The 24,270-nt window shown below is 48.2% G+C and carries 22 protein-coding genes; 8 read left to right on the top strand and 14 right to left on the bottom strand.

The features are described 5' to 3' along the window. The first annotated feature begins 199 nt into the window (after positions 1 to 199). The 5 genes from QMA41_RS19340 (at position 200) to QMA41_RS19320 (ending at position 4,166) form a co-directional block, all read left to right on the top strand. Positions 200 to 895, top strand: a complete 696-nt coding sequence (locus tag QMA41_RS19340) for a DUF6058 family natural product biosynthesis protein (protein WP_227495771.1) — start codon at positions 200 to 202, stop codon at positions 893 to 895. A 355-nt stretch (positions 896 to 1,250) separates the two neighbouring features. Then, complete coding sequence (locus tag QMA41_RS19335) at positions 1,251 to 1,640, top strand: MAPEG family protein (RefSeq protein WP_019278060.1); 390 nt, start codon at positions 1,251 to 1,253, stop codon at positions 1,638 to 1,640. 116 nt (positions 1,641 to 1,756) lie between these two features. After that, on the top strand, positions 1,757 to 2,239 hold the full coding sequence (locus QMA41_RS19330; RefSeq protein ID WP_019278061.1) for a tetratricopeptide repeat protein: 483 nt from the start codon (positions 1,757 to 1,759) through the stop codon (positions 2,237 to 2,239). Positions 2,240 to 2,361: 122 nt separating this feature from the next. Further along, positions 2,362 to 2,535 (top strand): DUF6435 family protein, encoded by a 174-nt coding sequence (locus QMA41_RS19325; RefSeq protein WP_006958517.1) that lies wholly within the window; start codon positions 2,362 to 2,364, stop codon positions 2,533 to 2,535. A 140-nt stretch (positions 2,536 to 2,675) separates the two neighbouring features. Then, positions 2,676 to 4,166, top strand: a complete 1,491-nt coding sequence (locus QMA41_RS19320) for a phosphatase PAP2 family protein (RefSeq protein ID WP_281630377.1) — start codon at positions 2,676 to 2,678, stop codon at positions 4,164 to 4,166. Positions 4,167 to 4,233: 67 nt separating this feature from the next. On the opposite strand, the gene QMA41_RS19315 is transcribed toward QMA41_RS19320, so the two are convergent. The 14 genes from QMA41_RS19315 to QMA41_RS19250 form a co-directional block, all read right to left on the bottom strand. Beyond that, complete coding sequence (locus QMA41_RS19315) at positions 4,234 to 4,962, bottom strand: ester cyclase (protein WP_043011667.1); 729 nt, start codon at positions 4,960 to 4,962, stop codon at positions 4,234 to 4,236. Between the two features lie 23 nt (positions 4,963 to 4,985). Further along, a complete protein-coding gene (locus QMA41_RS19310; protein WP_235676623.1) occupies positions 4,986 to 5,876 on the bottom strand; it encodes an EamA family transporter in 891 nt (296 codons plus the stop codon). Positions 5,877 to 5,879: 3 nt separating this feature from the next. Next, positions 5,880 to 6,899, bottom strand: a complete 1,020-nt coding sequence (hemB, locus tag QMA41_RS19305; RefSeq protein ID WP_261345484.1) for a porphobilinogen synthase — start codon at positions 6,897 to 6,899, stop codon at positions 5,880 to 5,882. Positions 6,900 to 6,980: 81 nt separating this feature from the next. Next, entirely contained in the window at positions 6,981 to 8,183 is a 1,203-nt protein-coding gene (pcaF, locus tag QMA41_RS19300) for a 3-oxoadipyl-CoA thiolase (protein WP_152472780.1), read from the bottom strand. Next, positions 8,176 to 8,736, bottom strand: coding sequence for a dienelactone hydrolase family protein (locus QMA41_RS19295; RefSeq protein ID WP_281630385.1), 561 nt, complete (start codon positions 8,734 to 8,736; stop codon positions 8,176 to 8,178). Before QMA41_RS19295 ends, pcaF begins: the two co-directional genes overlap by 8 nt. A gap of 142 nt (positions 8,737 to 8,878) precedes the next feature. Next, on the bottom strand, positions 8,879 to 9,742 hold the full coding sequence (locus tag QMA41_RS19290; protein ID WP_052126644.1) for a 3-keto-5-aminohexanoate cleavage protein: 864 nt from the start codon (positions 9,740 to 9,742) through the stop codon (positions 8,879 to 8,881). Between the two features lie 387 nt (positions 9,743 to 10,129). Next, entirely contained in the window at positions 10,130 to 10,702 is a 573-nt protein-coding gene (locus QMA41_RS19285; protein ID WP_235676621.1) for a MepB family protein, read from the bottom strand. 156 nt (positions 10,703 to 10,858) lie between these two features. Further along, positions 10,859 to 11,794, bottom strand: coding sequence for a bile acid:sodium symporter family protein (locus QMA41_RS19280; RefSeq protein WP_235676620.1), 936 nt, complete (start codon positions 11,792 to 11,794; stop codon positions 10,859 to 10,861). Between the two features lie 537 nt (positions 11,795 to 12,331). Continuing rightward, on the bottom strand, positions 12,332 to 12,856 hold the full coding sequence (locus tag QMA41_RS19275) for a winged helix-turn-helix domain-containing protein (RefSeq protein ID WP_235676619.1): 525 nt from the start codon (positions 12,854 to 12,856) through the stop codon (positions 12,332 to 12,334). 137 nt (positions 12,857 to 12,993) lie between these two features. Further along, entirely contained in the window at positions 12,994 to 14,001 is a 1,008-nt protein-coding gene (locus tag QMA41_RS19270; RefSeq protein WP_235676618.1) for a porin, read from the bottom strand. An 87-nt stretch (positions 14,002 to 14,088) separates the two neighbouring features. After that, entirely contained in the window at positions 14,089 to 14,940 is an 852-nt protein-coding gene (locus QMA41_RS19265) for a helix-turn-helix domain-containing protein (protein WP_235676617.1), read from the bottom strand. 213 nt (positions 14,941 to 15,153) lie between these two features. Next, positions 15,154 to 15,816 carry a glutathione S-transferase family protein gene (locus QMA41_RS19260; RefSeq protein WP_235676616.1) on the bottom strand — a complete coding sequence of 221 codons (663 nt, stop codon included), beginning with the start codon at positions 15,814 to 15,816 and terminating at the stop codon, positions 15,154 to 15,156. Positions 15,817 to 15,858: 42 nt separating this feature from the next. Then, complete coding sequence (locus QMA41_RS19255) at positions 15,859 to 16,776, bottom strand: DMT family transporter (RefSeq protein ID WP_235676615.1); 918 nt, start codon at positions 16,774 to 16,776, stop codon at positions 15,859 to 15,861. Positions 16,777 to 17,029: 253 nt separating this feature from the next. After that, on the bottom strand, positions 17,030 to 17,650 hold the full coding sequence (locus QMA41_RS19250) for a TetR/AcrR family transcriptional regulator (RefSeq protein ID WP_235676614.1): 621 nt from the start codon (positions 17,648 to 17,650) through the stop codon (positions 17,030 to 17,032). Positions 17,651 to 17,887: 237 nt separating this feature from the next. Here QMA41_RS19250 and QMA41_RS19245 point away from each other — a divergent pair, with 237 nt between their 5' ends. The 3 genes from QMA41_RS19245 to QMA41_RS19235 all read left to right on the top strand — a co-directional run bounded on the left by QMA41_RS19245 (position 17,888) and on the right by QMA41_RS19235 (position 24,231). Next, positions 17,888 to 19,000, top strand: a complete 1,113-nt coding sequence (locus QMA41_RS19245; protein ID WP_281630376.1) for an efflux RND transporter periplasmic adaptor subunit — start codon at positions 17,888 to 17,890, stop codon at positions 18,998 to 19,000. A 2-nt stretch (positions 19,001 to 19,002) separates the two neighbouring features. Continuing rightward, a complete protein-coding gene (locus QMA41_RS19240; protein WP_235676612.1) occupies positions 19,003 to 22,053 on the top strand; it encodes an efflux RND transporter permease subunit in 3,051 nt (1,016 codons plus the stop codon). 261 nt (positions 22,054 to 22,314) lie between these two features. Further along, the gene (locus QMA41_RS19235) at positions 22,315 to 24,231 is read left to right on the top strand and encodes a TonB-dependent receptor (RefSeq protein WP_281630375.1); all 1,917 of its coding nucleotides are present in this window, start codon (positions 22,315 to 22,317) and stop codon (positions 24,229 to 24,231) included. The last annotated feature ends 39 nt before the right edge of the window (positions 24,232 to 24,270 follow it).

Here is a 24,270-nt window from a genome sequence, read left to right as displayed (position 1 = left end):
CTTTTTTTCCCTAAGATCGCGTTTCCCAAGGCGTCGAATTCCTTCGATATTGAGTGGATTGCAGACGAAGACGGTCGGCAAGCCCGTGACTTGGCCTGAAACTCTCGGCATTGGTGTGCCAATGGTTCGATGGGCATCGAAGTATCGTCTTATTTGATAGGTACACTGACTCAACGATGACTCAGCGATGACAACCAGGATGACGCCCTTGAAATCTCTCTCCCTGCAAGACTACTTAAATACCCACTTTCTTCGCCGCAGTGAACTGGCGAAGCGGCTCAGTGTCCGCTCTGACACGCTGAGCCAACTTATCGCGTCTGGTATGATCCCGTCGTGGTCATACAAAGTGAACCAAGGCGCTGTGTACACACAGGTGTTTGGCCAGCATGACGCGCGCGATTGCCACAACGATGAGTACTTTTCGCCCAGCGTCCTTGACTGGTACCGCCACCACCGGGCGCAGTTCCCTGATCACAAGACCGTGCCGCCTCTGACCGACCAGCTGTGTGGTCAGTTTGTGGCGACGTTCGTAAAGACGGCACAAGCAAGCGAGACGTTTCGGTGGGCCTTTGCCGAGGCGATGAGTGAGCCCGGCGCCTTGCAAGCGATGGCAACCACCACTTGGCATCACCACCGACAAGGTACGTATGGCGTATGCGTGCGCCAACCGTCGAGTGTGGCCGCCATTATCGAAAAACAAGTCGCCGTGGCGGCGCTAACACGCATCACAAACCATGGTCAGAAAAGCCGCTACACCGAGCAAGAATGTGGTGAGTGGCGTCAATGGGCCGAGGTGTACGATAGGGTGGCCATGCCTTTTTCTCCCGTCGACTATGCGCAGTCCAGTCGAAAACGCCTGATCGATGACGTGCTGGACAGTTTACCGCCTGACTAAAGGGCAAGGAGGCTCGCAAGATGACGAGATCGGTTTTCTGAATCGCAAATAAGGGCATAACGGGCTTAACGTCTTGCTAAGGCTTCAAGGCACCAACGAAACGGTGAGTTCAAACGCCCTGATGACAACGCTGCAGTGTCCGGAAAAAAACGCGTGGTCATGCTATTTCCGATGGTAGCCTTCGGCAGGAACGGGCTCGGTGAGGCAAGGTGTGATGGCGACGAGATTTCTATTAGGGCGAGATGACGGCGACGGCCATCTAAGGCTATGGTCATGACATCGAGCTCATGCGGGTTTTATGGGACGCTGGGCGTGATACCACGTAGGTAAGGACATCACACCAAAGGACGATGCGTTGACGATACTGATAGTTTGCCTGATCGGAGCGGCGTTGCTGCCCTATCTCGCCAAAATTCCTGTGGCGATCGCCATGCACCAAGCTGGGGGCTACGATAACCACCATCCCCGTGAACAACAGGCTCGGCTTAAAGGGTGGGGCGCAAGGGCCATGGCGGCTCATCAAAATGCGTTCGAATCCCTGTTGATCTTTGCCATCGCTATCCTGCTCGCTGTTAGTACATCGACCGTTCACGACACGGTTCAACTGTTGGCGATGACGCACATCGGGTTTCGAGTGGTGTACCATATCCTGTATTTGCTCAATATCGGAGTGTGGCGCTCCGTGGCTTGGGCGATCGCCATCGGATGTTCATTTGCCATTATGGGGTTATGTCTGGACTACTAACCTTCGGCGTTTCGACGTCATGGCATCAGATAAGAGGGCGTCCACACGGTACCTGTCAGTGGCCACTGGGTCAATGAATCACGATCAGCACACGACACCAATGCGAAGAGGAGTGTATGGAACATATTATCAGTCAGGCGATTGAGCTTCGTCAAAGTGAGAAATATCGGGAATCAAGAGCGTTGCTTGGCACCTTGTTAAGCGATGAGTCTTACGCCGCTAAAGCGCACCTGCAGATCGCCTGGGCCTACGACAATGAAGGCAAAGAGCAAGACGCCATTACGCATTACCTGGCGTCGCTGTCCGGGCCACTGTCCAGTCGTGAGCGACTGGACGCCTTGTTTGGTTTGGCCAGTACCTACCGAAGCCTAGGTGAGTACGACCAGGCCTTGACGTATTTTGAACAAACGCTGACGGAATACCCCGATGCGATAGAGGTACAGCCGTTTTATGCGATGTGTCTGTACAATGTGGGCCGCCCTAAAGAAGCCATTGCACTGTTATTGGAGTTGCTCGTCACGACCACCAATAGTGATGCCATTGCGGCTTATCAGCGCGCGATTCTGCTGTACAGCGAAGACTTGGACAGAACGTGGTGACAGCGAGTGCAGGCAACCGCCAATGGTGCAAAATCAGTAAACCTGGTGAATCAGAATAAGGAAGATTGACCTGATCAGAGAGGGGGCGCGTATACAGTAAAAAACTACTGAGGACGCGACCGATGCTTTCGCTTTTTAAACGTAATCCAATGAAAAAACTCAAGAAACGCCATTCAATATTGCTCGAACAAGCGATGCAAGCGCAGCGGCGAGGTGACATCCGTACCTACTCTCGTCTGACCGAAGAGGCGGAAGCGCTGTATGGTGAGATCCAAGCCTTGCGTTCAGAGCGCTAACCCTTCAAATGCCCTGCCCATCAGGGTTTAACGCGCGAGTAAGCTCGCCATCCCACGGCGTCAATGTCAACCAGAGACGCACCGCGGCTTTTGCTTAACATTCCCTGGCTTGAGGGGCATAATTAGTCGCGGTGAATGACATGGAGCGCGCGATCGTGCAAACCCTCTTAATGATACTGGCTTTGCTGACAAGTGTGTGGAGCGGCGCTCTTCTGGCGAACCCGCAGGTGAGTGAGGAAGTCACGACCTCATACCAACCCAAAGGCGCTGCCTGCGTGATTCGGGATGAGGGTGGGCGCATCGTGTTGGTTCAAGACTATTTAACGCGAAAGCTCTCTTTACCTGGGGGCTACATTGGCGATCACGAAGCGTTTCACGTCGCGGCGAAGCGCGAAACATGGGAAGAAACAGGCATTGATGTCCATGTTGGCCCACAGCTTGCGCTCAATGCCTATCGAGTGGTGTTTGCCTGCCAAGCCACGACGCCCGTCGGCGTCATGGTACCTGCTTGGGCAAACGCGTTTGACGCGCCCATTATTCCAGCCTTCAACGCTCCACATTTCGGTAAAGAGATCCGCCAAGTCTACCTGACCGCACTCGCCCCTTCGGTGAAGGCGGCGTATCGTTATCCTGACGACTGGGAGGCACTGAAGGGCTGGAGACGTGACAGCTCAGCCAGCCCGTTTTATCACCGTGATCTCCGACTGGAGCACGCGGATACACGCCAGGCCTCTGAGCTGGCGATGATGACGGCGTTTCAATCGTGGGTGAAATTGCATTCACCGATGACAGGACTGCTGGCGTTTGGCAACGGATTGGGAGATGGCGCATTGGCAGTGGGAGTCTTGATCGTTTGTTTGCTGCTGTTTCCGCTGCGTGTTGGGCTGACACTGGCGTTTGTGCTGCTGGCGACGGCGTACTCGGTGAATTTACTCAAGATGGCGTGGGCGATCCCAAGGCCTTTTTATCTGTTGCCGGCCCTACAGCAGGCCGCCGCCAGTGGTTTTAGCTTCCCCAGTGGGCACACCACGCAAGCCGCCGCTCTTGTGGGCACGCTGTTCGGTTGGCTGGTCAGTCGGGGTCAAACCCGATCGCCGCTCACCATCACTGCGGCGTTGCTTGGGTGGCTGGTCCTGTCTGCTTTGGCGGGCGCGGCGCGAGTCTGGCTCGGCGTGCATTATCCCACCGATGTTCTGGCAGGGATGGGACTCGGCGGCTTGATTGCGCTGGTGGCGATGGGTCTTTATCACTGTCGGTATGCCGGTCGAAAGCGCGCCATTGAATCCAAGCGGTTATGGGGGCTGCTGCTCGTGCTGTGTTTGTATGGCACGCTGCAATTGCTCCAGCCCCTCTACCTCTTCGCGTGGTTCGCCTGCCTCGGGCTCGTCCTCGCGCTGTGCTTGGGTGAACCATCCCAAGAGGTGAAGGGTCTGAATCCTTGGCGACAGGTGCTGATCGCCGTCGCAGGACTGGTCGTACTGGCCATGGCCGCTAAGATGTTGGTGACCCCTGCGACTACCAGCGTGGTGATCCTGACCACGTATTCGGTCGCGATCCTTGTGGGAATGCTTTGGATGGTTGTCGGGGCGCCGAAGCTGAGCCGAAAGAAAGGCACAATAGGTGTGCCCTGATCCCGATACGGGACCGAAGAAAAATGTTCGTATGTCCCTGCTTTAGCACCGCTGACGACCAAGGGCGCTAAACCCCTTGCTTGAGGTAGAGCCCCATTCGGATCAGCAGCTCTATCGTGTTGTTGTCACAGATGTAGGCCATGAACATTTTTTTGTTGCTGACGTTGAGCAACTCGAAGGCGCGCTTGAGGTGGGTTTGCACGGAACTGTCTTTGATGCTCAGCGTCGAGGCGACTTCTTTGACTGACAAACTCAGTGTCGAGAGCGACAAGCATTCGACTTGGCGGCGAGTCAAGAAAGGGGAAAGTAATTGCGGGATGATCGCATACAATTCTTCCGATGCACTGCTGGGCTTAACTGGTTCAGAGCTCGATGCATTGCGGCCTATGAGCTGGCTGAGCAGGCCATGTGTGTCGACTACCGAGGCATAGTGACTGACTTTATTGTTGACGAACGTCAATTGGGAACGGCCCTGATAAATGACATCTTTACCTGTCGCGGACACCCCTAAAAACTCCCCCAAATGTGTGCCTTTAGCGCTCCATTCAATCTCGATGTTGTTGTGCCGAGTGGTCACCCGGTTTTCCTTGTATTCAAGCGTGGGAAAGGCGCGTTGCCACACTCTGAGCGTCTCACAGAAAGAGTCGGAACCGACCGACAGTTGCAGCGGACTTTCGATCACGGTGTGGGAAGTCATCACATCGGTCACGGCCGCTGTGACTTTATCATTCCAAATGCGATTCATGAGCTGACGTGCGGTCTGAACGCACGGTTGACGATGAGTGAAGATACGCACCTTCCTTTGTTGTACGCGTCGGCTTACGCTTTTCTCAGACGCAGAGCGAGCGTGGTGAACTTGGTGGCAGGCAAACTGCCAATCAACAGCCCTAAGGCAATCAGAGCACAGCTTACCACTTTTTGGGTAGTAATCCCTTCATGAAACCAAACACTTGAGCCCAACAAGGCAAAAATGGGGACCAGAAGTGTAAACGGCGCAACGTGTGACAAATGGTAAGACATCACCAACTTATTCCAGATCCAGTAGCCAAATAAGGTGGTGAAATACGCCTGATACACAATGGAAAAGGCCCCTGACAGTGTCATGTGCCCTATCAAGGCGTCAAACCCTTGAGCGCCGACCTGAAGATAGGAGAGGAGACACAGCGGCAGGGGCGCAAAAAGCATCGACCATACACTGAAGGCGAATACCTGTTTCGTTTGGGATCGCTTAAGTATCACCCCAGACAGCGACCAACATAAGGCCGCCACCAGGATCAGTCCCACCCCCGAAGCGGTGACAGAGCCGTCAGTGACCGTCAGACTGAGCGTCAAGCCACATAAGGCGATCGCGGCGCCGAGTGAGCGTCGAGGACTTACCGACTCTTTGAGTAACCACCAGCCCAGCCCCAAGCCGAACACTACGTTGGTTTGGATCAGTAAGGCTGCCATACCTGGGGATAAGCCCTCACCAATGGCCCAAGTGGACAGCCCCCAAACCCCCACGGCAAACGTCAGGCCATACGCCGCGAGGTATCCCCAGTGGACGTCAGGCTTCTTGACAAAAAAGATCGCGGGGATCGCTGCCAAAGCAAAGCGCAATGCGGTCAGCAACATGGGATCCAGCGCTTCTAACCCCAGTTTGACGACAGAAAAATTCACTCCCCAGATAGCCATGATGAGCACACATAAGGTGTAATCTTTTAAGCTCATGGTTTACTCCACGATTGGCATGGTGTCGGCTTGCTGCCAGATCGCGAACTGTTTGGCAAAGTAGGTGACGATGAGATCCGCGCCAGCTCGTTTAAAACCGGTGAGGGTTTCTAACACGGCTTCCTGCTCATTGACGATCCCCATTTGCGCCGAGCATTTGATGGCCGCGTATTCTCCACTGACCTGATAGGCCGCCAGAGGAAGTCGTGTTTGAGTGCGCAACTGAGTTAAGACGTCAAGGTAAGGCGTTCCGGGTTTGACCATCAAGATGTCGGCGCCTTCTTGCTCATCGAGTAAGGCTTCGCTGAGGGCTTGACGCCCGTTAGCGTAGTCAAGTTGATACGTGCGCCTATCGCCCTCTAGCTCACACTCCACCGCTTGACGAAATGGGCCGTAAAACGCTGAGGCAAATTTGGCGCTGTGGGCGAGGATCGCCACCTTAGTAAACCCAGCGGCATCCAACCCTCGGCGGATCGCTCCGACCTGGCCATCCATCATGGAGGAGGGGGCGAGCATATCGGCCCCAGCCTCTGCGGCATTAATGCATTGTTTGACTAAGTTCGCCACCGTTTGGTCATTGTCTACGTCATGTTTGGAGAGGACCCCACAATGGCCATGTGTCGTGTACTCACAGAAACAGATATCAGGGATCACCAACATGTGTGGGCACGTTGATTTGATCGTGCGAATCATGCGACTGAGCAAGCCGTCTTGATGCCACGTATCACTGCCGATGTCGTCTTTATGGTGGCTGACCCCAAATGGCATGACGGCGCGGATCCCCAACGCATCCAGTGCACGGATCTCATCGGTCAGTTGAGACTCCGGGATCCGCGTCAATCCGGGCAAGCCAGCGATGGGCACCGGTGATGCGAGGGCTTCTTCCACAAAGAGTGGATAGATTAAATCATGCAATTGCACGTCATGCTCGCGAACCATCGTGCGCATGATGGGGGTGGTGCGTAAACGGCGAAGACGTTGGGTGATCCCCAGTTGTGGGGAAGGAATAGAGGACGATTCCACTGCGGCGACTCCTAAGTATGGGTAATGGAAAACAGCGACGAAAGGCTACGAGGCAAGACGCCGCCTGGAGGAGAGCACGAGTCAGACGCGCTCGATGATCATGGCCATGCCTTGGCCAACGCCAACGCACAGGCTACACAAGGCATACCTTCCCTGTTGTAAGGTCAACTGATTCATCGCGGTTCCGATCACCCGGGCCCCACTCATGCCTAGAGGGTGCCCGAGCGCAATCGCGCCACCATTGGGATTAAGGCGCGGGTCGTCGGGGACAATGCCTAAGTGGTTGACCACGGAGAGCACTTGAGAGGCGAAGGCTTCATTGAGCTCAATCACGTCCATCTGATCCAGTGACAGTCGAGTCAGTTCCAGCACCTTTTTTATCGCGGGTGTGGGACCAAACCCCATGAGGCTGGGCTCAACGCCCGCGCAGGCTGTCGCGACGATACGCGCTTTCGGCACCAATTGGTGATCGCCCAATGCCGACTCTGATGCTAATAAGAGTGCCGCTGCCCCGTCGTTAATGCCCGATGCGTTGCCCGCTGTGACCGTACCTTGCGGCTGTACCACAGGCTTCAATTTGGCCAAGGTCTCGAGACTTGATAGCCTAGGATGTTCGTCAGTGTCGACCACCAATGGGTCCTGACGCCGACGCGCCACCTCGACTGGAACGATTTCATGGCGGAAAAAGCCGCGCTCTTGCGCCGCCACGTATTTGGTCTGGCTCCAGCGGGCAAACACATCCTGATCGTGTCGGCTGATACCAAATTTGACCGCTAGGTTTTCTGCCGTTTCAGGCATTGAACAGGCCCCGTATTGCGACTCCAGACTCGCGTTGATAAACCGCCAGCCCATAGTGGTGTCATAGAGTTCCGTATTGCGAGCAAACGGAGCGTCGGGTTTGCCCATCACGTAAGGCGCTCGTGACATCGACTCGACGCCTCCAGCAATGATCAGGTTGGCTTCGCCCGTTTTGATGGTACGAGCGGCAATGGACACGGCTTCCATGCCAGAGGCACACAGCCGGTTGACGGTGGAGCCCGGTACGTCAGTATCCAGTCCGGCGAGCAGCAAACTCATCCGTGCCACGTTGCGGTTGTCTTCGCCCGCTTGATTGGCACAGCCTAAAATGACATCGTCGACGCGACGCCAATCGACCGTGGTATGACGCTCTGTCAGAGCTTTTAACGGAATCGCCGCCAGATCATCCGCTCGGATCGAAGAGAGGGCACCAGCATATCGGCCAATGGGGGTTCTGACGAAGTCACACAGGTAGGCGTTAGACATGGGCGGCCTCCTCATGTGTAGGGGCGTAGCAAGCGGTGATCAAGGCTCTGGCCTGTTCGATTTCCGATTGACTCACGTGATGCGCGCGCTCGGCAGCAATCTCCAGATGGACGTGTGCCCCGAGTTGGTCAAAGTAGGCGGCCGTTTGCGTGATGCGCTTGGCCGGCACCCAGGTATCAGTGTGACTCCCTGATAGCCACAAAGGCATGCCTTCAAACACCGGCTTTTGAACGGGGGCCTCTGGGCACTGAGGACCGAACAGGCCGCCGGTGAACACAATGACACCGCCCAGTGGTTGCAATGCGCGTCGGACAAACTCCGCGGCCATACACCCACCTTGAGAAAAGCCCATGAGCCAGATCCGCTGGCGGTTGACTCCTTGTGAGAGGAGGGCTTGAAGGATCTGGTCGATGACTTTCAGCCCCTGATCCAACTGGGGTTGGTTGTCGTCCAGCTCGCGAGTGAATCCACGTGGATACCAGGTTGCTTCTGGGGCTCTTGGCAGGCAGTAGGTGGCCTCTGGGATAGCCAGTTTGTCAATCAAGCTCGCCATGTCGTCGGCGGTTTGTCGGCGACCATGTAAAAGGATCACCACAGGGTTGTCGTCACTCAGCGGTGCGCCTTCTATGCACATTGTATACGGGTGAATGTCAGTTTGAAGAGGTAACACAGTCGTTATTCCTTGTCTTGAGGGGTTATATTGTCGCCGCTGCGATAGGGTTGGTTTGGGGTTGGGAGCGGCTGAGGCCTAACAGGGCTCTGGCTTCGTTCACGGTGGCTACGTCTCTGCCCAGCTCATGAGACAGTCGGACGACACGATCGACTAACTGGGCATTGCTGGTGGCGAGCTCACCTTTTCGGTAATAGATGTTGTCCTCGAGTCCGGTGCGCACATGCCCCCCGAGTAAAATCGAGTAAGTGTTGAGCGGCAATTGCGCCTGACCGATGCCGATGGCTGACCACAAACTGTTGGTGGGCAGACTGTCCACCAGGTGCAGCAGATCTTTGCAGGTTGGGCGGACCCCACCGTGAATGCCCATCGCAAAGGCAAACACCAGCCTTTCACCAAGGTAGCCTTGTTGCTGGAGCGTGACGGCTTCGTGAATGACACCGGAATGGTAGATCTCAATCTCCGGCATGACCTGATTGGCTTTAAGTGCCTGCGCGAGTTTTTTGGCGAGCGCGGGGCTGTTGATGAAGGGCTTATCACCGTGATTGACCGAGCCACAGTTGAAAGAGGCGATTTCTGGACGGTACTCGAGGTGGTTCCAAGCCTCCTCTTCCGGGCTATTTTTTGGCAGGTTTAGGCCCGAAGTGCTGAGGTTAAGAAGGATGTCGGAACGTTCGCGGATTCGCTCTATGATCTCGCGCCACACAGCTTGGTCATAGGAGGGCCGACCAGCGTCATCCCGAGCGTGAATGTGGGCGACGCTTGCACCAGCTTGGCTGCACTGGATGACGGCGTCAGCAATCTCTTTCGGTGTGTGTGGTATTGCCGGTTGCTTACTTCTTGGGGTGATCCCGCCGTTGACGGCGGCGGTGATAATTAATTTGTCCATAGGTTTCAATTGTTTATATTATTCAATCACCTTCATAATAAATGTATAAAATTAAAGTAATGTCCCCAAAAAATGGTGACGCAGAAGGGTTTATTGAATGAAAGCGGCAAGGCACGGCGATTCGAAGCGCCTGAGGCAGGGGAAGCGCAAAATGTTACGAGGAGAATGAAGACAATCCGTGTATGAGCGACGAAGCGGGCACAAGCGAGCCTTTTACGTCCGTGTTAATTGGAAGGGCAACAAGGTCATCAATAACTCGAGGGCCAATGTCGAGGATATGATTGTTCTGGATGAGCCATTCATAGATGGCCTGAGGTATGGCAAGGGAGCGAGCGCGGTGATACCTAGGCGCTCACCAACAACCCTGAGTGAAAGGCACTTGGCACCCTAGTTTAAAGGCGCGCCAAAGAGATGGGCAAATTTTTCGACATCGGTGATCACATTGTTTTCCATCCAGACAAAGTACTCACATTGCCAACGCTGTGTTCGCTTGGCCGACTCAGAAAACACTTGAGACTTCTCCTCACCCCGACTCGAAGTCCAAGGAGGGAAGACTCGCACGGCCATTTTCCCTTTCGCTTTCTCTGACCTGACCACCCCTTTCTGTAGCAGCACCGATAAGGGAAAGATAAACATCCCTTGTTTGGAGGTTTGGTGATCATGGACCTCCACAAACAGGTAATCCAAATCCGGTTTCTCAAAAGGCCTCGTCTTTTTCGAGTCGGGACCCTCCCCATCAGAGCGCTTCCAGATGGTGAGAAAGTGCCCTGGCCTATCGGGCGTAACATGGCCCTTTCTATACAGGATTTGTTGACCATCAATGGAGAACGCGAGCGCGTCATACTGACTATTCTGAGGGTAAGGGTCTAACGCGATGGGGCGGGTTAAGGTGTAGCCATTCGCCAAGACGTTGTGACGCAAAAACCAATCCAACGCCTGGACATACGAATTCTGTGACAAAAGTATTTCCCCTTGAAACACGCCCGTGGCGCACATTCATGATCAAAGGCGTACAGGGCAAAGTGAATGGTAGAGCGCCCGCGAAAAGCGTGAGTTGGGGCGCTCAGTATGGTGACGTGACGGTCAACGTATTGACCTCATCTCCCTTTCCGTGTTCTAAGACACGGAGAGATCGCGCGAACGCTTGCGTTTATCTCGTGACCAATAATGCGCGAGTATCGAGCCTGACAAGTTGTGCCAGATAGAAAAAAGCGCCGCAGGCAGTGCCGAGATGGGAGAGAAAAATTTGAGCGCTAATGCCGTGGCCAATCCAGAATTTTGTAAACCAACCTCGATCGCAATCGTCTTACAGGTCACATAGTCAAACTTGAGCGCTCTGCAAACCCAGTAACCCAAAACAAGCCCCATGGCATTGTGCAAGATGACCGCCAGCGCGACCCCCAATCCGACGATGGCAATCTTATCATGGTTAAGGGCGACGATAATGGCGATGGCCATGACAATCGAGAGCATCGAGACAAGCGGCAACACGGGGGCTATTGTCATCACTGGACGACGAAAGAAGTGGTTGAGGGTGATCCCAAGGGTGATCGGGATAATGACGATTTTCACCAGATTGAGCACCATTGGTCCAACGGGGACGTCGACGTTCACGCCCAGAAGGGCATCGACTAAAAACGGGGTCATCATCACGCCTATCAAGGTGGAAAAAGCGGTCATGGTGATGGATAAGGCGACATTGCCCTTAGCCAGATAACAGATCACATTTGAGGCGGTGCCTCCCGCGACACTGCCAACCAACACCATACCAATGGTGAGTGCCATATCCATGTCAAAGGCGTGAGCGACAAACAGCGCACTCAGTGGCATGACGGAGAACTGAAGAATGAGCCCGACTGTCACCGCCTTCACACTGGATGTGACACGTTTAAAGTCATCGAGTGTGAGCGTTAAGCCCATGGACAACATGATGAGCATCAGCAAAGGGACGATTTGGGGTTTGAGGGGAGCAAATATCGCAGGTTGCAGATAAGCGACAACGGAACCCAATACCACCCACAGCGGAAAGGCATTGATTATAATTCTAAGCATAAGTGATTCAGTCTGTTCAACTTTCGGCTCTCAATAGTACATCGATTGTGTGTGATAACTAAGCAATAATTAGCATAGTGAAAACAGGCGATTAATAAATAAATGATAGGCTCAGCGTGTTGTATAGCGCTTAATCAACCATTCTCTGTTTCACTTACAACCTGACTGTGGCGGTCATACCCTCATGTTTATCCATAAAGTCAATGAAGCCAGATGTGTACAACATCCGATTTCTCTTATTCTTTGGCTCGTTCCGGAATGTGTCTTTAAGGGGAGACAAAAAACGATATCTTGTAGTCACGATAAATGGTCTCGCTACCACAGCGCGCCAAACCTTTTCTCGTACAATGTTTTGTTTTGGGGGACTGAAGTCGGTTTGGTTCGTTACTCTTAACTCTAAAACCCGGCTTGAAGCGCTGTTGGTTGTTAGCTCTTGGTCTCAACCTGCAGTAAAGTGTAGTAATACCAAGAGTGTTGATTGTAGGCAGTTATGCGAGAGCGGTATTGGGTTTAGCCAATTCCATAGGAATCGGTGTTTTACTTGATATTATTTATGAACCCAATTATATGGTCTTTGATAATAATAATGAAGACGATTAACATTATATAGTAGTCGTGTCTTAGTAACTTTTTGTTGAACATCTCTAATTGAGGGACTAAGGCCCCATTAAAAATACCTTCTTTATAGTCGATTTTTTTATTGTTAGATATTTTCTCTCGATTACCTTCATCTGTTTTTGTTACTTTTGATATAAAAATATAACCATGTTTGGGTATGGTTTTTATGAATTTCGGTGCGCTAGCATTGTCTTTTAAAATTCGCCTTAATGTAGACACTGATTGGGTCAGGCTTGAGTCTTCGACTAATGAATTTTTCTTTTTCCAGAGTGTGTGTATTAAGGTTTCTCGTTCCAAAACTTTACCTTTATTATTAATTAAAAATAACAAAAGTTGACACTCATTTGAACCAAGTCTCATTGTTCTATTATTTTTTAGATATTCTATACTATAGTCTTCCGGAGAAAATAAAATATCATCTTCTAATATGTATACAATTTTCATTATGTTAAATGGCAGTATTTAATTAGTTTTAAAGTAAAAACTAATGAAAGGTTAAGCTTTTATTAGTTAAAAAAAACGCTTATCGAATATAGATAAGCGTCAACACAATATGTGTTAGGGCAGTAGTCTACTTTTCCTTACAGATAATATCTCACACCGATTGACCATTTATCGTCATCTTCGGTTAAAGCGTTATCGTCACCTAGATCTAGTTGATAGGCGGCGTAGCCTCTTAGTTTAGGTGCAAGGTTGTATTCGGCCTGAAACGCACTGTGACTGTATTGAGTCTTGTTCGTTTTTTCATCTTCGACTTCTTCATAGTTGATACTCAGTGTTAGGCTGTTATCAAATCCATAAGCAAGAACGGCTTCATATTGTGAAGAGTCGGCTAAAGCACTACTTAAGCCACTTGGAGTATAGAAGTTTTCGTTGTCTCCGTAGACAAGCCCAACGTAGATGCCTTTACCAAAGTTACCGTAACTCAGTGAGTAGATGCTTGACTCAGCTTTCTGTTGATCGATATCCCCGCCGTTGTACGCATAGCCGAATGTCAGTTCATCAATCGAAGCACTCAGCGCTACTTGTCCACGAGCACTGTACTCAGCCGTTGATTCCTGATGCTTGCCCTGCCAGCCTGCTCCTAGGCCAATAGAGATTGATTCGTTAATCGAAAACTTGTTTCGGTAGCTCACCATTTTTTCTGCTCTACCAGTGCCCAAAGTGCCATGGTTACTGTAGATAAAATCGTTACCAAACATCAGAGGCATATCCGCTACCCCTGCTACGTCGTAGTACGGTGACCACTGTGTGCCGACAACAAGGCGCCCGTAAGTGTCATGTGTTGCACCAATGTAACCCAAACGAGTTTTGAATGACTCTTCGCCACCATCTAGGTAATTCAGAGCCCATTCCCCTTTTGCGTCAATGATAATGTCGTTACCAATATCTCTTTTACCTTCAATATTAATACGCGGAGAAACCTGATGAACTTCAACATCTTTATTCGAACCAGTTTCACCAACACCGACGGTTAGGTGCCCTCCAATAGAAAGAGTCTCGGCATCACTTTTGTAAATCTCAGCTGCAATGACATTATTACCACATGCTGCTATTGAAACAACGATAGCTATTTTTTTAAATTTCATATTAATTCCATTTTATTTATTAGTTCTAGATTGATAAGAACGAATAAATAATACATATAAGGTAATCACTCGTCACTGGACTATTTTCTAATTCAATTGGATTATTTGGAATTGTTGGCTGTTCCAGTTATCTCTAAACTTTTTTGGTGACTCGCCTGTATGCTTCTTATAAAATCGGCAGAAATAACCAAGGTCTTTAAACCCCATGTCGATCGAAATGGCTTTTACTGGGGCGTTGGTAAACGCAAGTTTTCGTTTGGTCTCCGTTATAATTTTCTCGTGAATTATTTGAGTAACAGTTTTATTTAAATGTTCCTTGGTGACTTGATTTAATCTTTTAGATCCGATGGATAGCTTTTCAGAGTAAAAATCTACGTCTTTATGCTCAGACATATGTTGTTCTATTAAGGAGTATAGTGAGACGATTCTATCGTCTTTTACACTGATTGGTAGTCGGCTTGGCATATATCTGTAAATGAACTTTAATGATCCGATAAATAAATCACTGATGATATCGTAATCAATGACATTTCTTGATAGTTCATCTCTAATAATTTCAAGTATATTACTAATGATGTTTAGCCCCGACGAGTCTATAGAGATATAAGGTTGATTCGAGTGGTGTTGAAAAAACAAACTATTCAAAATAGATTGACTTCTGTAGTCAACGTTGATGGCTTCTGACTTGAAGGATATAGCATACATTTTTGTCGGTTTTTTTGTAATACTGTGTATCTGACCGGGCTGAATAAAGTAGACTTTAAACTTACTTAATAAGTGGTCTTCGAAATCAATACAATGATATCCCTTACCGTCCAATACGACAAAAATTTTGTAGTACTCATTTCGATGGTGTCCGATAGTTTGTAATTCTGTATTAGACTCGATAATATCAACATCTAAAATCTTTCCATTTGAAAGTTTCTCTATCGTCAACATGACAATAACCTTGTGTTTTTATTTGTCCTACTTATTTTCATTTTTATTTTTAATGAAAATAATCAACGAAAATACTAGGACTATTGTCATTAGATGAGAATAGCCCTATGTTGCCTTTGCCTAGACGTAAAACTATGAAGTGTTTTTGTGATGAGAACAGCGTTTTATATTAAAGGTGTATATTGCTAGTGTCGCTGTTACAAATCGGTTGGTTTAATTGGCTTTGTCATTATTTAGTATAGAACTACTGAATTTAATTCTTTCTATCGAAATATCATTAAAATTCTCTGAAATGGATTTTTTTACCGATTCTCTATTCAATAGATTCTCCGACCACTTCATTAATCCAGGTGTTTGCTTTAATATCTTCGTGGAATAATGGTTATCTAAGAGTGCGATGCAGCGAAATACAGGAGCAAAGAACGTATCTACCAAGCAGAACTCGTCGCCATTGAAATAGTTTTTACCCTGAACCTCGGTCTCCAAATTTTTCAACAGATTGATCAGCTTATGTTTTTCCGCTTCGTACTGACTACGCGAATCAGCTATTTTTGTCTCATAGTATGCGTCCAGTATCTGATAACTGAATTTAATCCAAACTCGATTATTGGCTTTCCCATAAACGTCCTTAGGGTGCAAGCTGTTTGACGTAATTTCATCCAAGTATTCGTTGATCACGTATGATTCAGTCAGCACACTTTCATCAACAATCAAAGCAGGTGATTGGCCAGAAGGAACGCGATCAGTGAACCACTTTGGTTTGTTATCCAAGTCTAAGTAAGTGAGTTTAAACGGAATCTCTTTCTCCAATAATGTGATGATCGCTGGCTGAACAAAAGGACAAAATTCATAGCTCACAAGTTCTATAGCTTTCATTTCTTTTCTTCCTATTTCGTAGTGAAAAAATTCGTGGCCAGTTTAGCTAGAAGCTTTTTCTGACTTGAAGGCATCAATTGTGTAAAGAGCGATGGTAATGAAAATCAAGCAGCCACCGATCATGCTGTTTAACGCCGGTATTTCTCGGAAGAAGATGAACGCCCAAACTGGTGCGAGCACAGTCTCTAACATTAACGTCATCGTTACTTCTGGTGCAGATGCATAGCGCGTTGCGACTTTCGTTAACACGCGGCCTATTGGAGCTGAAAACATGCCCATGGCGGCCATAACAAACCATGTGTTGTTGGAATAGGTCGAAGGTTCGGCAAAGAACGACATAGTGATCGCAACAAACAAGCCACCCAAAGCCACACTGGCCATGCGATTTACATGTGGGTATTTACGCAAGAGCACAAACATTAACGACAAACAAATCACGGCGCCTGCTGCCATTAGATCTCCAGTCCAGTGCTCTGCGCCGGAACCACCGTGCCCAGAACCAATCGAGCCTGATACAACAATCAGAATACCGATGATCGTTGCACCTATGGCTAGCATTGTTTTTGGCGTTGTCTTCTCTTTCAGAAGGAACCAGCTAAAGACGGCGGCGATAGCCGGAGTACTGCTCAAAATCACAAATGTGTTGGCGACTGAGGTGTTCTTGACACTAAATACAAGGCCAGAAGCACTGCCGACCATCAGTAGGCCAGCGAAAAATAATGGCCACCCCCCTTCGATCATAATTCGAATCAAACCTTTCTTGTCGGTGACTTGAAGTAACACCGACATTGAAATCGCGGTAAACAGTCCGAATAAGAAAGCGGTGTCAAAACCACTAACGCCTGAGTAGCGGATGAATATTGGATCGAGACTCATTAACGCCGCTCCCACGACGGCAATTGCAATTCCTTGAGCACGCGAATAGGTATTTGACGGTTTCGTTAGTGTGGATGAAGACATATCTGCTCTCCTTTAAATTATAATACTGACCAGTATGATAATTGGTGCTCAAAATATGTCAATTAAAATCATACCAATTGGTATGATTATTTTTTATGTTGAAATTAAAAGGATTAAAAAACATGGTGTTAGTGTTATTTTATAGAAGAGACGCTTCTCAGGGATGGTTGTCAGTTGGGGTTATGAGCAAGAGTTCAAAGTGTGTTTGCCAGAAAGACTGGCGGAGCGCTGGGTATTTGAGAGCGGTGATCAACTATGTTATGGCACTTAGCAAAATGCTGTTTGCGATGATGGCGTGCCGGAATACTTGGTCGTCGGCAGGTTTTGGCATGCCCATAATCAAGTCTGATCTTAACGAGAGGAGCATAGCAAACCAGAGTTGTATTGCTTCTTCTGCCGTGGGTGATTCGGTTTGTCTCAACCCGAAGCGACGCTCTATAAACCGAAGGATGTGCTCTGTGATTTCTTTAGCCACAAGGTAATGGCAGCTTTGGTTAGACATATGAGCATATTCGCTGATCAAAAAACGGTAGGTAGCAAGGCTATCCTCCGAAATGGTGAACTGCACATACTTGTATGCGAATTGATCCAAGGCTTCCCGTGCGCTTCCTCCAAACAAGTGGTTCAATAGAGAGAAGTCAAATTGCATTTCCATCTCACAGATAACGCTCTGAAATAAATCTAACTTCGATGGAAAATATCTATATACGGTTTGTTTCGTCACTTTCGCCGCTTCGGCAATGTGATCCATGTTTGCATTAGAGTACCCCTCTGAGAGAAAAACTTGTCTCGCTCCGTCAATAATCATCTGTCGCTTTTTGTTTTTGTTTATTTGACCTTTCACTGCATTGCTCGTCATTTGTGATTTTTTCATACTATATAGTATGATTTATTGTTGACACAAACATTAAAATATAAAATCATACTAACCAGTATTGTGTTGTGGGTTTGATAGCATCACTTTGTGACCTGCCTTCGCCTTGTTGAAAACGTAAATGGCGCAGTAATTCATACCAAGCAAGACTGCGAATCGACGCATGCTTAACTTCTATCTGTTGAAACACTAATCAGCATAAAAATCACTTAGATCATTACTTAGAGGATGTTGACAATGACTCCTAATACCATCGTTAAGGTATTCCGACTCAGTTCTGTTGCTACTTTATCGCTTCTTACCATGGTTGGTTGTCAAGAGAGCGAACAGAGCGTCACAACTACCGATCGTATCCGGCCGGTTAAGCTGTATACCATTACTAATGATAATCAGCAGTTTTTGCGAACTTTTCCTGCAATTGTTGAGCCCCACCAAGAAGCGAATCTCTCTTTTAGACTAGCGGGAGAGCTTGTTAGATTGCCAGCCAGCGAAGGGGCATTTGTGGAGAAGGGAGACTCCCTCGCGGTACTGGATAATAGAGACGCTTTGAATGAACTCGAGGCTCGCGAGACGGAATACGACTTAGCGAAATCAGAGTTTTACCGAGTTGAGCGACTGCTGCAAAAAAAAATGGTATCTCCATCTGTTTTTGAAAATGCAGAAACGCGATTGAAAGCGGCTGAGGTAGCCGTACAACAAGCTAAAAACAACCTGATAGATACGACGTTAGTTGCTCCCTTTTCAGGGCGAATCGCGCAGACGTTAGTGGACAATTTTCAGTCTGTTGAAGCGCAACAACTCGTCGTCAAGTTACAAGATAACAGCAAATTAGACATTACCATTCAGTTGCCTGAGAGCTTGTTAGCTCAGCTCAAGGAGGAAGAGATTGATGAGAATTATCAACCGTATGTTTCTTTTTCTGAAAACAGCCATGTAGCGTATTCGGTGACCTATAAAAAGCATTCAACGCAAGTTACCCCCGGCACACAATCCTACGAAGTGACCTTCTCTTTGCCAGCACCGAAAGAATTTATCATTTATCCCGGGATGACTGGGACATTGACGTTAGACCTACATGCACTCAAAGGTAAAGAACGACGTGATGAGATATTCATTCTTCCAATCACCTCCGTGCAGAAAGAGCCGGCGAATGATGACTACCGTGTGTGGGTTTTCAACTCTGAAAGTCAAATGCTAAGTCCTCGTTTGGTCACCGTATCTGAAATCACTAACCATGGTGTTGTCGTGACTGGAGGCGTGCGAGAGGGAGAGCAGATCGTGAGTGCGGGTTTGAGTCGTGTGAAAGAAGGCGTGTTAGTGAAACCACTCCATCGAGAGCGAGGCTTGTAACAATGAACATTGCTGAATATTCCATTAAGAACCAAGTCGTGAGTTGGATCTTTGTGATTCTGTTACTCGTTGGAGGCGCGTTTTCCTTTAGTAGGCTGGGTCAATTAGAGTTTCCAGAATTCCCGATTCCCCAGGCTATGGTAAACACACAATATCCAGGTGCTTCACCCGAACAAGTTGAGGAAGAAGTAACGCTGCCGTTAGAGCGTGCCATACAAGAACTCGAATACATAAAAAACATCACCTCGGTCTCCAGTGCCGGCACTTCGCAGATCACGGTGGAGATCTCTGAGCAATTCACATCAGAACAATACCCTCAGATCTGGGATGAATTAAGGCGGAAAGTGGGCGATATTCAAAGCTCGATGCCCCCATCGGCCTTAACCTCCATTGTGAACGATGACTTTAGCGATGTGTATGGAATGCTGTACAGCATTAGTGGTTCGGATTACAGCTATCGAGAGCTTGAGGAGTACGCCAAAACGTTGCGTAGGGAACTCACTTTAGTGAAAGGCGTTAAAAAGGTGAGTATCGCTGGACAGGTTGAAGAGCAAATTATCGTCGAAATAGCGCTCGAAAAATTAGTCTCTTTAGGCGTTGACCCAGAATTAATCTATCAGCAGATAAACGACCAAAACACCGTGTCTAATGCAGGGCGTTTGTTGGTTGAAGGGCATTCCATTCGAATTCATCCTTCTGGAGAGTACCAAAACCTAGAAGATTTAAAACAATTAACAATCAATATTCCTGGACGCAGCGATGTAGTGCATTTAAGAGATATTGCCAATGTTTACAGGGATTATAACGATACACCACTGAACCTATATCATAGCAATGGAGATAAAGCATTATCATTAGGTATTTCCTTTTCTAAGGGAGTGAACGTTGTAGAGATAGGAGAAAGTGTCACTGCGCGTCTGGGGCAACTCGAGTCGGAACGCCCATTCGGCCTGATGCTGTCGCAAGTCTATAATCAGGCCGATATTGTTGACAAGGCTGTCAGCGACTTTCTCGTGAGTTTACTGCAAGCAATTGCCATCGTGATAGTGGTGCTACTTGCCGCAATGGGCGTCCGTTCAGGTCTTCTGATGGGAGCGATTCTTCTCCTTACCATTTCTGGGACCTTTATCGGTATGCATCTGTTCTCGATACAGTTACAGCTGATTTCGCTTGGTGCTCTAATCATCGCTTTAGGCATGTTGGTAGACAATGCGATTGTTGTTACTGAGGGCATACTTGTTGGGTTACAACGAGGGCTTTCAAAGCTTGAATCGATAAAATTGGTTGTACGGCAAAATACCTGGCCTTTGCTGGGAGCCACGGTAGTCGCCATTATCGCATTTGCGCCAATTGGTCTTTCTCCTGATACGACTGGTGAATTTCTAAATTCTCTTTTCAAAGTTCTGTTAATCTCACTCAGCGTAAGTTGGCTGCTGGCACTTACACTCACCCCATTTTTCTGTTTCCTGTTTTTCGATGAGCCAAAGCAGGCCATGGTAGGGGAACTCTCTGATCCATACAGAGGAGCACTATTTGGCTTGTATCGAAAAGTATTAAAGGTTGCTTTACGATTCCGCTGGTTATCATTGATGCTGACGATTTCAGCCATGGCAGCGGCTTTGTTTGGTTTCTCTCACATCAAGGAGTCTTTTTTTCCTCCTTCGAATACTCCGGTGTTTTTCGTAGACGTCTGGATGCAAGAAGGCACGGATATTCGAGAAAATCAAAGGCAAATGCATCAGTTGGAACAACAGCTCTTGAGTTTTGAAGAGATTGACAATGTCACGACCGTGATGGGAATGGGGGCCCAACGTTTTGTTCTGACGTACAGTCCTGAAAACGTCTATAGCAGCTATGGGCAACTGATCATTGAAGTGGACAGCTTAGATACCATACAGGATGTGCTGCCAAAAATTAAACAACGTTTTGAATCGACCTATCCAGAATTTGAATACAAGTTCAAACTACTGGAAAACGGCCCAAGCCCACTCGCTAGGATCGAGGCGAGGTTCTATGGCTCCGATCCGACGGTGCTTCGTCAACTCGGGCAACAGGCAATGGATGTCATGAAAAGTCACCCTGGGGCCGTGGATATTCGTAATAATTGGCGCCAGCCTGTCTATGTGATTCGCCCGAATATGGATGAAGCGGCTGCTCATCGGAGCGGTGTGTCCAAGGCGGCGCTAGACAACGCTTTGCTGGTCAACTTCACGGGTAAACAAGTCGGTATTTATCGAGAAGGCAGCTATACAACGCCTATCGTGACCCGAGCGCCAGAGGTGGAGCGTTTGGATGCAAACAGAATTCATGACGTACAAGTTTGGAGCCAAAGTCATCAAACGTTTGTACCGATCCAACAAGTGGTACAGGAGTTTGACGTTGAAATGGAAGACCCATTTATCATGCGCAGAAACTTAAAAAGGATGCTAAGTATTCTCGCAGATGTCGAGCCTTTTGGGGATGAGACTCCAGAGTCAATGCGTCAGAAAATGCGCGAAGAGATTGAGTCGATCCCTCTGCCTGATGGATATCACCTAGAGTGGGGTGGCGAGTTTGAAACGTCTACGGAAGCTCAGAGCAGTCTGTTTGGGTCTGTCCCATTTGGCTACTTGGCTATGTTTGTGATTACCGTTCTTTTGTTTGGAACATTACGCCAGCCAATTGCAATATGGGCCACTGTGCCATTGAGCCTCATCGGGATCGCTTCAGGGTTGTTGTTACTCAACGTGCCCTTTAGCTTCACAGCTTTGCTAGGAATGTTAAGTTTATCCGGTATGGTCATTAAGAACGGCATTGTCTTGGTAGAGCAGATCAACATTGAATCGTCTCGATCTTCAAAGATTCAAACGGCCATTGTGGATGCGTGTGTCAGCCGTGTACGTCCTGTGTGTATGGCGGCTATTACGACCATGTTAGGGATGTTGCCGTTGCTAGCAGATGCCTTCTTCCGCTCAATGGCTGTCACGATTATCTTCGGCCTAGGATTTGCGACGGTTCTGACTTTAGTGGTGTTACCCGTTATTTATTCGCTGCTCTATCGAATAAAGTATTAAAATAAAATGCAGTCCCAGCAAGGTCTATTTCTTGCTGGGTTATTATTTTGATATAAAGAAATTAAATCGATCATTCATCGGTTTAAATAATTAAAATTTATAGCTGCAAGAGATACATGTCGTGAAAAATTTGTGCATAAAATATAATGATATTTACTCTTGATGTGAAATTATTTCAATTGGACTAGCAGTTTTTGAAATTAAAAATGAAACTAGTAATGAGATAATGCCTATTTATAACAACGTTAAATAGGTTTAACTTTGCCAGATTCTATATTCAAGATTCCTTTTGGGACCATTTTATTATTAATGCACAATGTTGTTCATGCAGAATCTCATGACAATCATAGCGATATTGAAACAATGCAAGTCGTTGGGACGTACGATCTGTTTTCTGATGTTGATAACTTCAAAAACCGACAATCAGACGATATTGACGGTATTTTTTCTAATATGCCCGGTGTGTCGGTGAGTGGAAGCGCTAATGGAACCCAAAAAGTCTATTTGCGAGGCATTGAGGATATGAAAGCCAACATAACCCTGAATGGAGCGTCCCAGTCAGGACAAATTTTTCAAGCCCGCGGTCGTATCTTGGTCGAGCCAGAGCTGTTGAAGTCGGTTGACGTTGTTAGAGGTGCGGGGTCCGCTTTGGATGGATTCGGTGCCTTAGGCGGGGCAATTCGTCTTGAAACAAAAAACGCGGAAGACTTCCTACGTTCAAATCAGACCTATGGAGCCATGTTGTCAACACGCTACAACAGCAATAATGACGCGAAACGAATGAGTGCCACCGTGTATGGTCGATTGAACGACAACTGGAGCGCAATGTGGTCCATTGGTGGAGCCAAGAGTTCCAATTTGAAAGATGGCGCGGGGAATACGTACTCTGGGACTGCGAGTGAAAACGCATATAACTTGTTTAGTATGGTAGGTGAGTTATCAGACTCCTCGACGCTAGAAGTCTCTTATGAAACGATACGAGACAGCGGGGTAAGGCCGACTAGAGCAGTTCTCAGAGAACTGCCCTGGAACCCTCTAGGTTGGCAAGAAAGCGACAGGGATACCTTTACCATCGGGTACCATCTCTTGAATCCCACGAAGCGACTGGATCTTTCTGTTAATGCTTACCATAGCCACAGCTTTATGAACATTGCCGACGGTTCCATGAACCATGAGGGGTACGTCGATACCTATGGACTAGATCTCCGCAACCGCAATCATTTTGCCAACCATGATGTTGTCTACGGCTCCGAGTTTCGTTTTGACCAAGGTGTTTACGAAACGCACCAGGCAAAAGAGGACGGTAGTGTTGCCGGGCTTTACTATCAAGGTGATGTTTATGGAAACGAGGATCTGTTGGTAACCTACGGTGGACGATATGATTACTATCGCTTAAAGACCTACAGTGGAGAAACACTGACAGCGCAGGGGGCGAGCCCTAATATCGGTGTTGACTATTATCTAACAGATCATTGGAGTCTTAGGGCCAGCTATGCCCAAGCTTTCAGAGGGCCATCTTTGAAACAAGTTTTTGCGATTGTGAGCTCACCGAGTGAAGCGCTCAAAGAAGAGAGGGCGAGCAACAGAGAATTAAGCGTGGGTTATGAATATGAATCGTGGTCTTTGGAAGCAACGCTCTTTTCAACGCAAATTAAGGACGTCATCGGTTTTCTTGGGACCACGGGTCCACAGAATCGCGTGTATGAAAACCTAGGTTGTCTCACCACCGATGGTTTCAACGTGTCGATTCTCAAAGAGTTTGATAACGCACAGTGGAAGGCACACTACTCAAAAAGCAACCCTGAGTTAAACAATCGTCCTTTGGACGACAGCTATGTTGGGGTCGGCACCGACATTGGTGATAAGTTTGTGTTTGAGCTCACTCATCACTGGTGGGAGAAAAGTCTGCTGCTAGATTGGGAGTCAGTATTTGTTAGGACGTTGAATAATTCGGCTCTGTTTACTGGGAAAAAAGCAGGATATCAAGTCCATAGTGCGCATTTACTATGGTTCCCTAGTGGTCAGGATGATTTAGAGTTAGCATTTTCGATAGAGAACATTTTTGATCGATTTTATTACAATCATGCCAGTGTAAGGTATGATCCCAAAACTGGTGAAGAAATTGGGATACCCGCGTCGGGCCGAGATATTCGATTGTCCCTCCGTTGGTCCATATGAGAATGTAAGGGAGGTTGCAAACTTGCTTCCTCCCTGTGT

The organism is Vibrio sp. St2, assembly GCF_947311885.1.
Classification (GTDB): domain Bacteria; phylum Pseudomonadota; class Gammaproteobacteria; order Enterobacterales; family Vibrionaceae; genus Vibrio; species Vibrio coralliilyticus.
The sequence above is the reverse complement of the archived record's forward strand: the minus strand, read 5'-3'. Positions and strand labels throughout refer to the sequence as shown.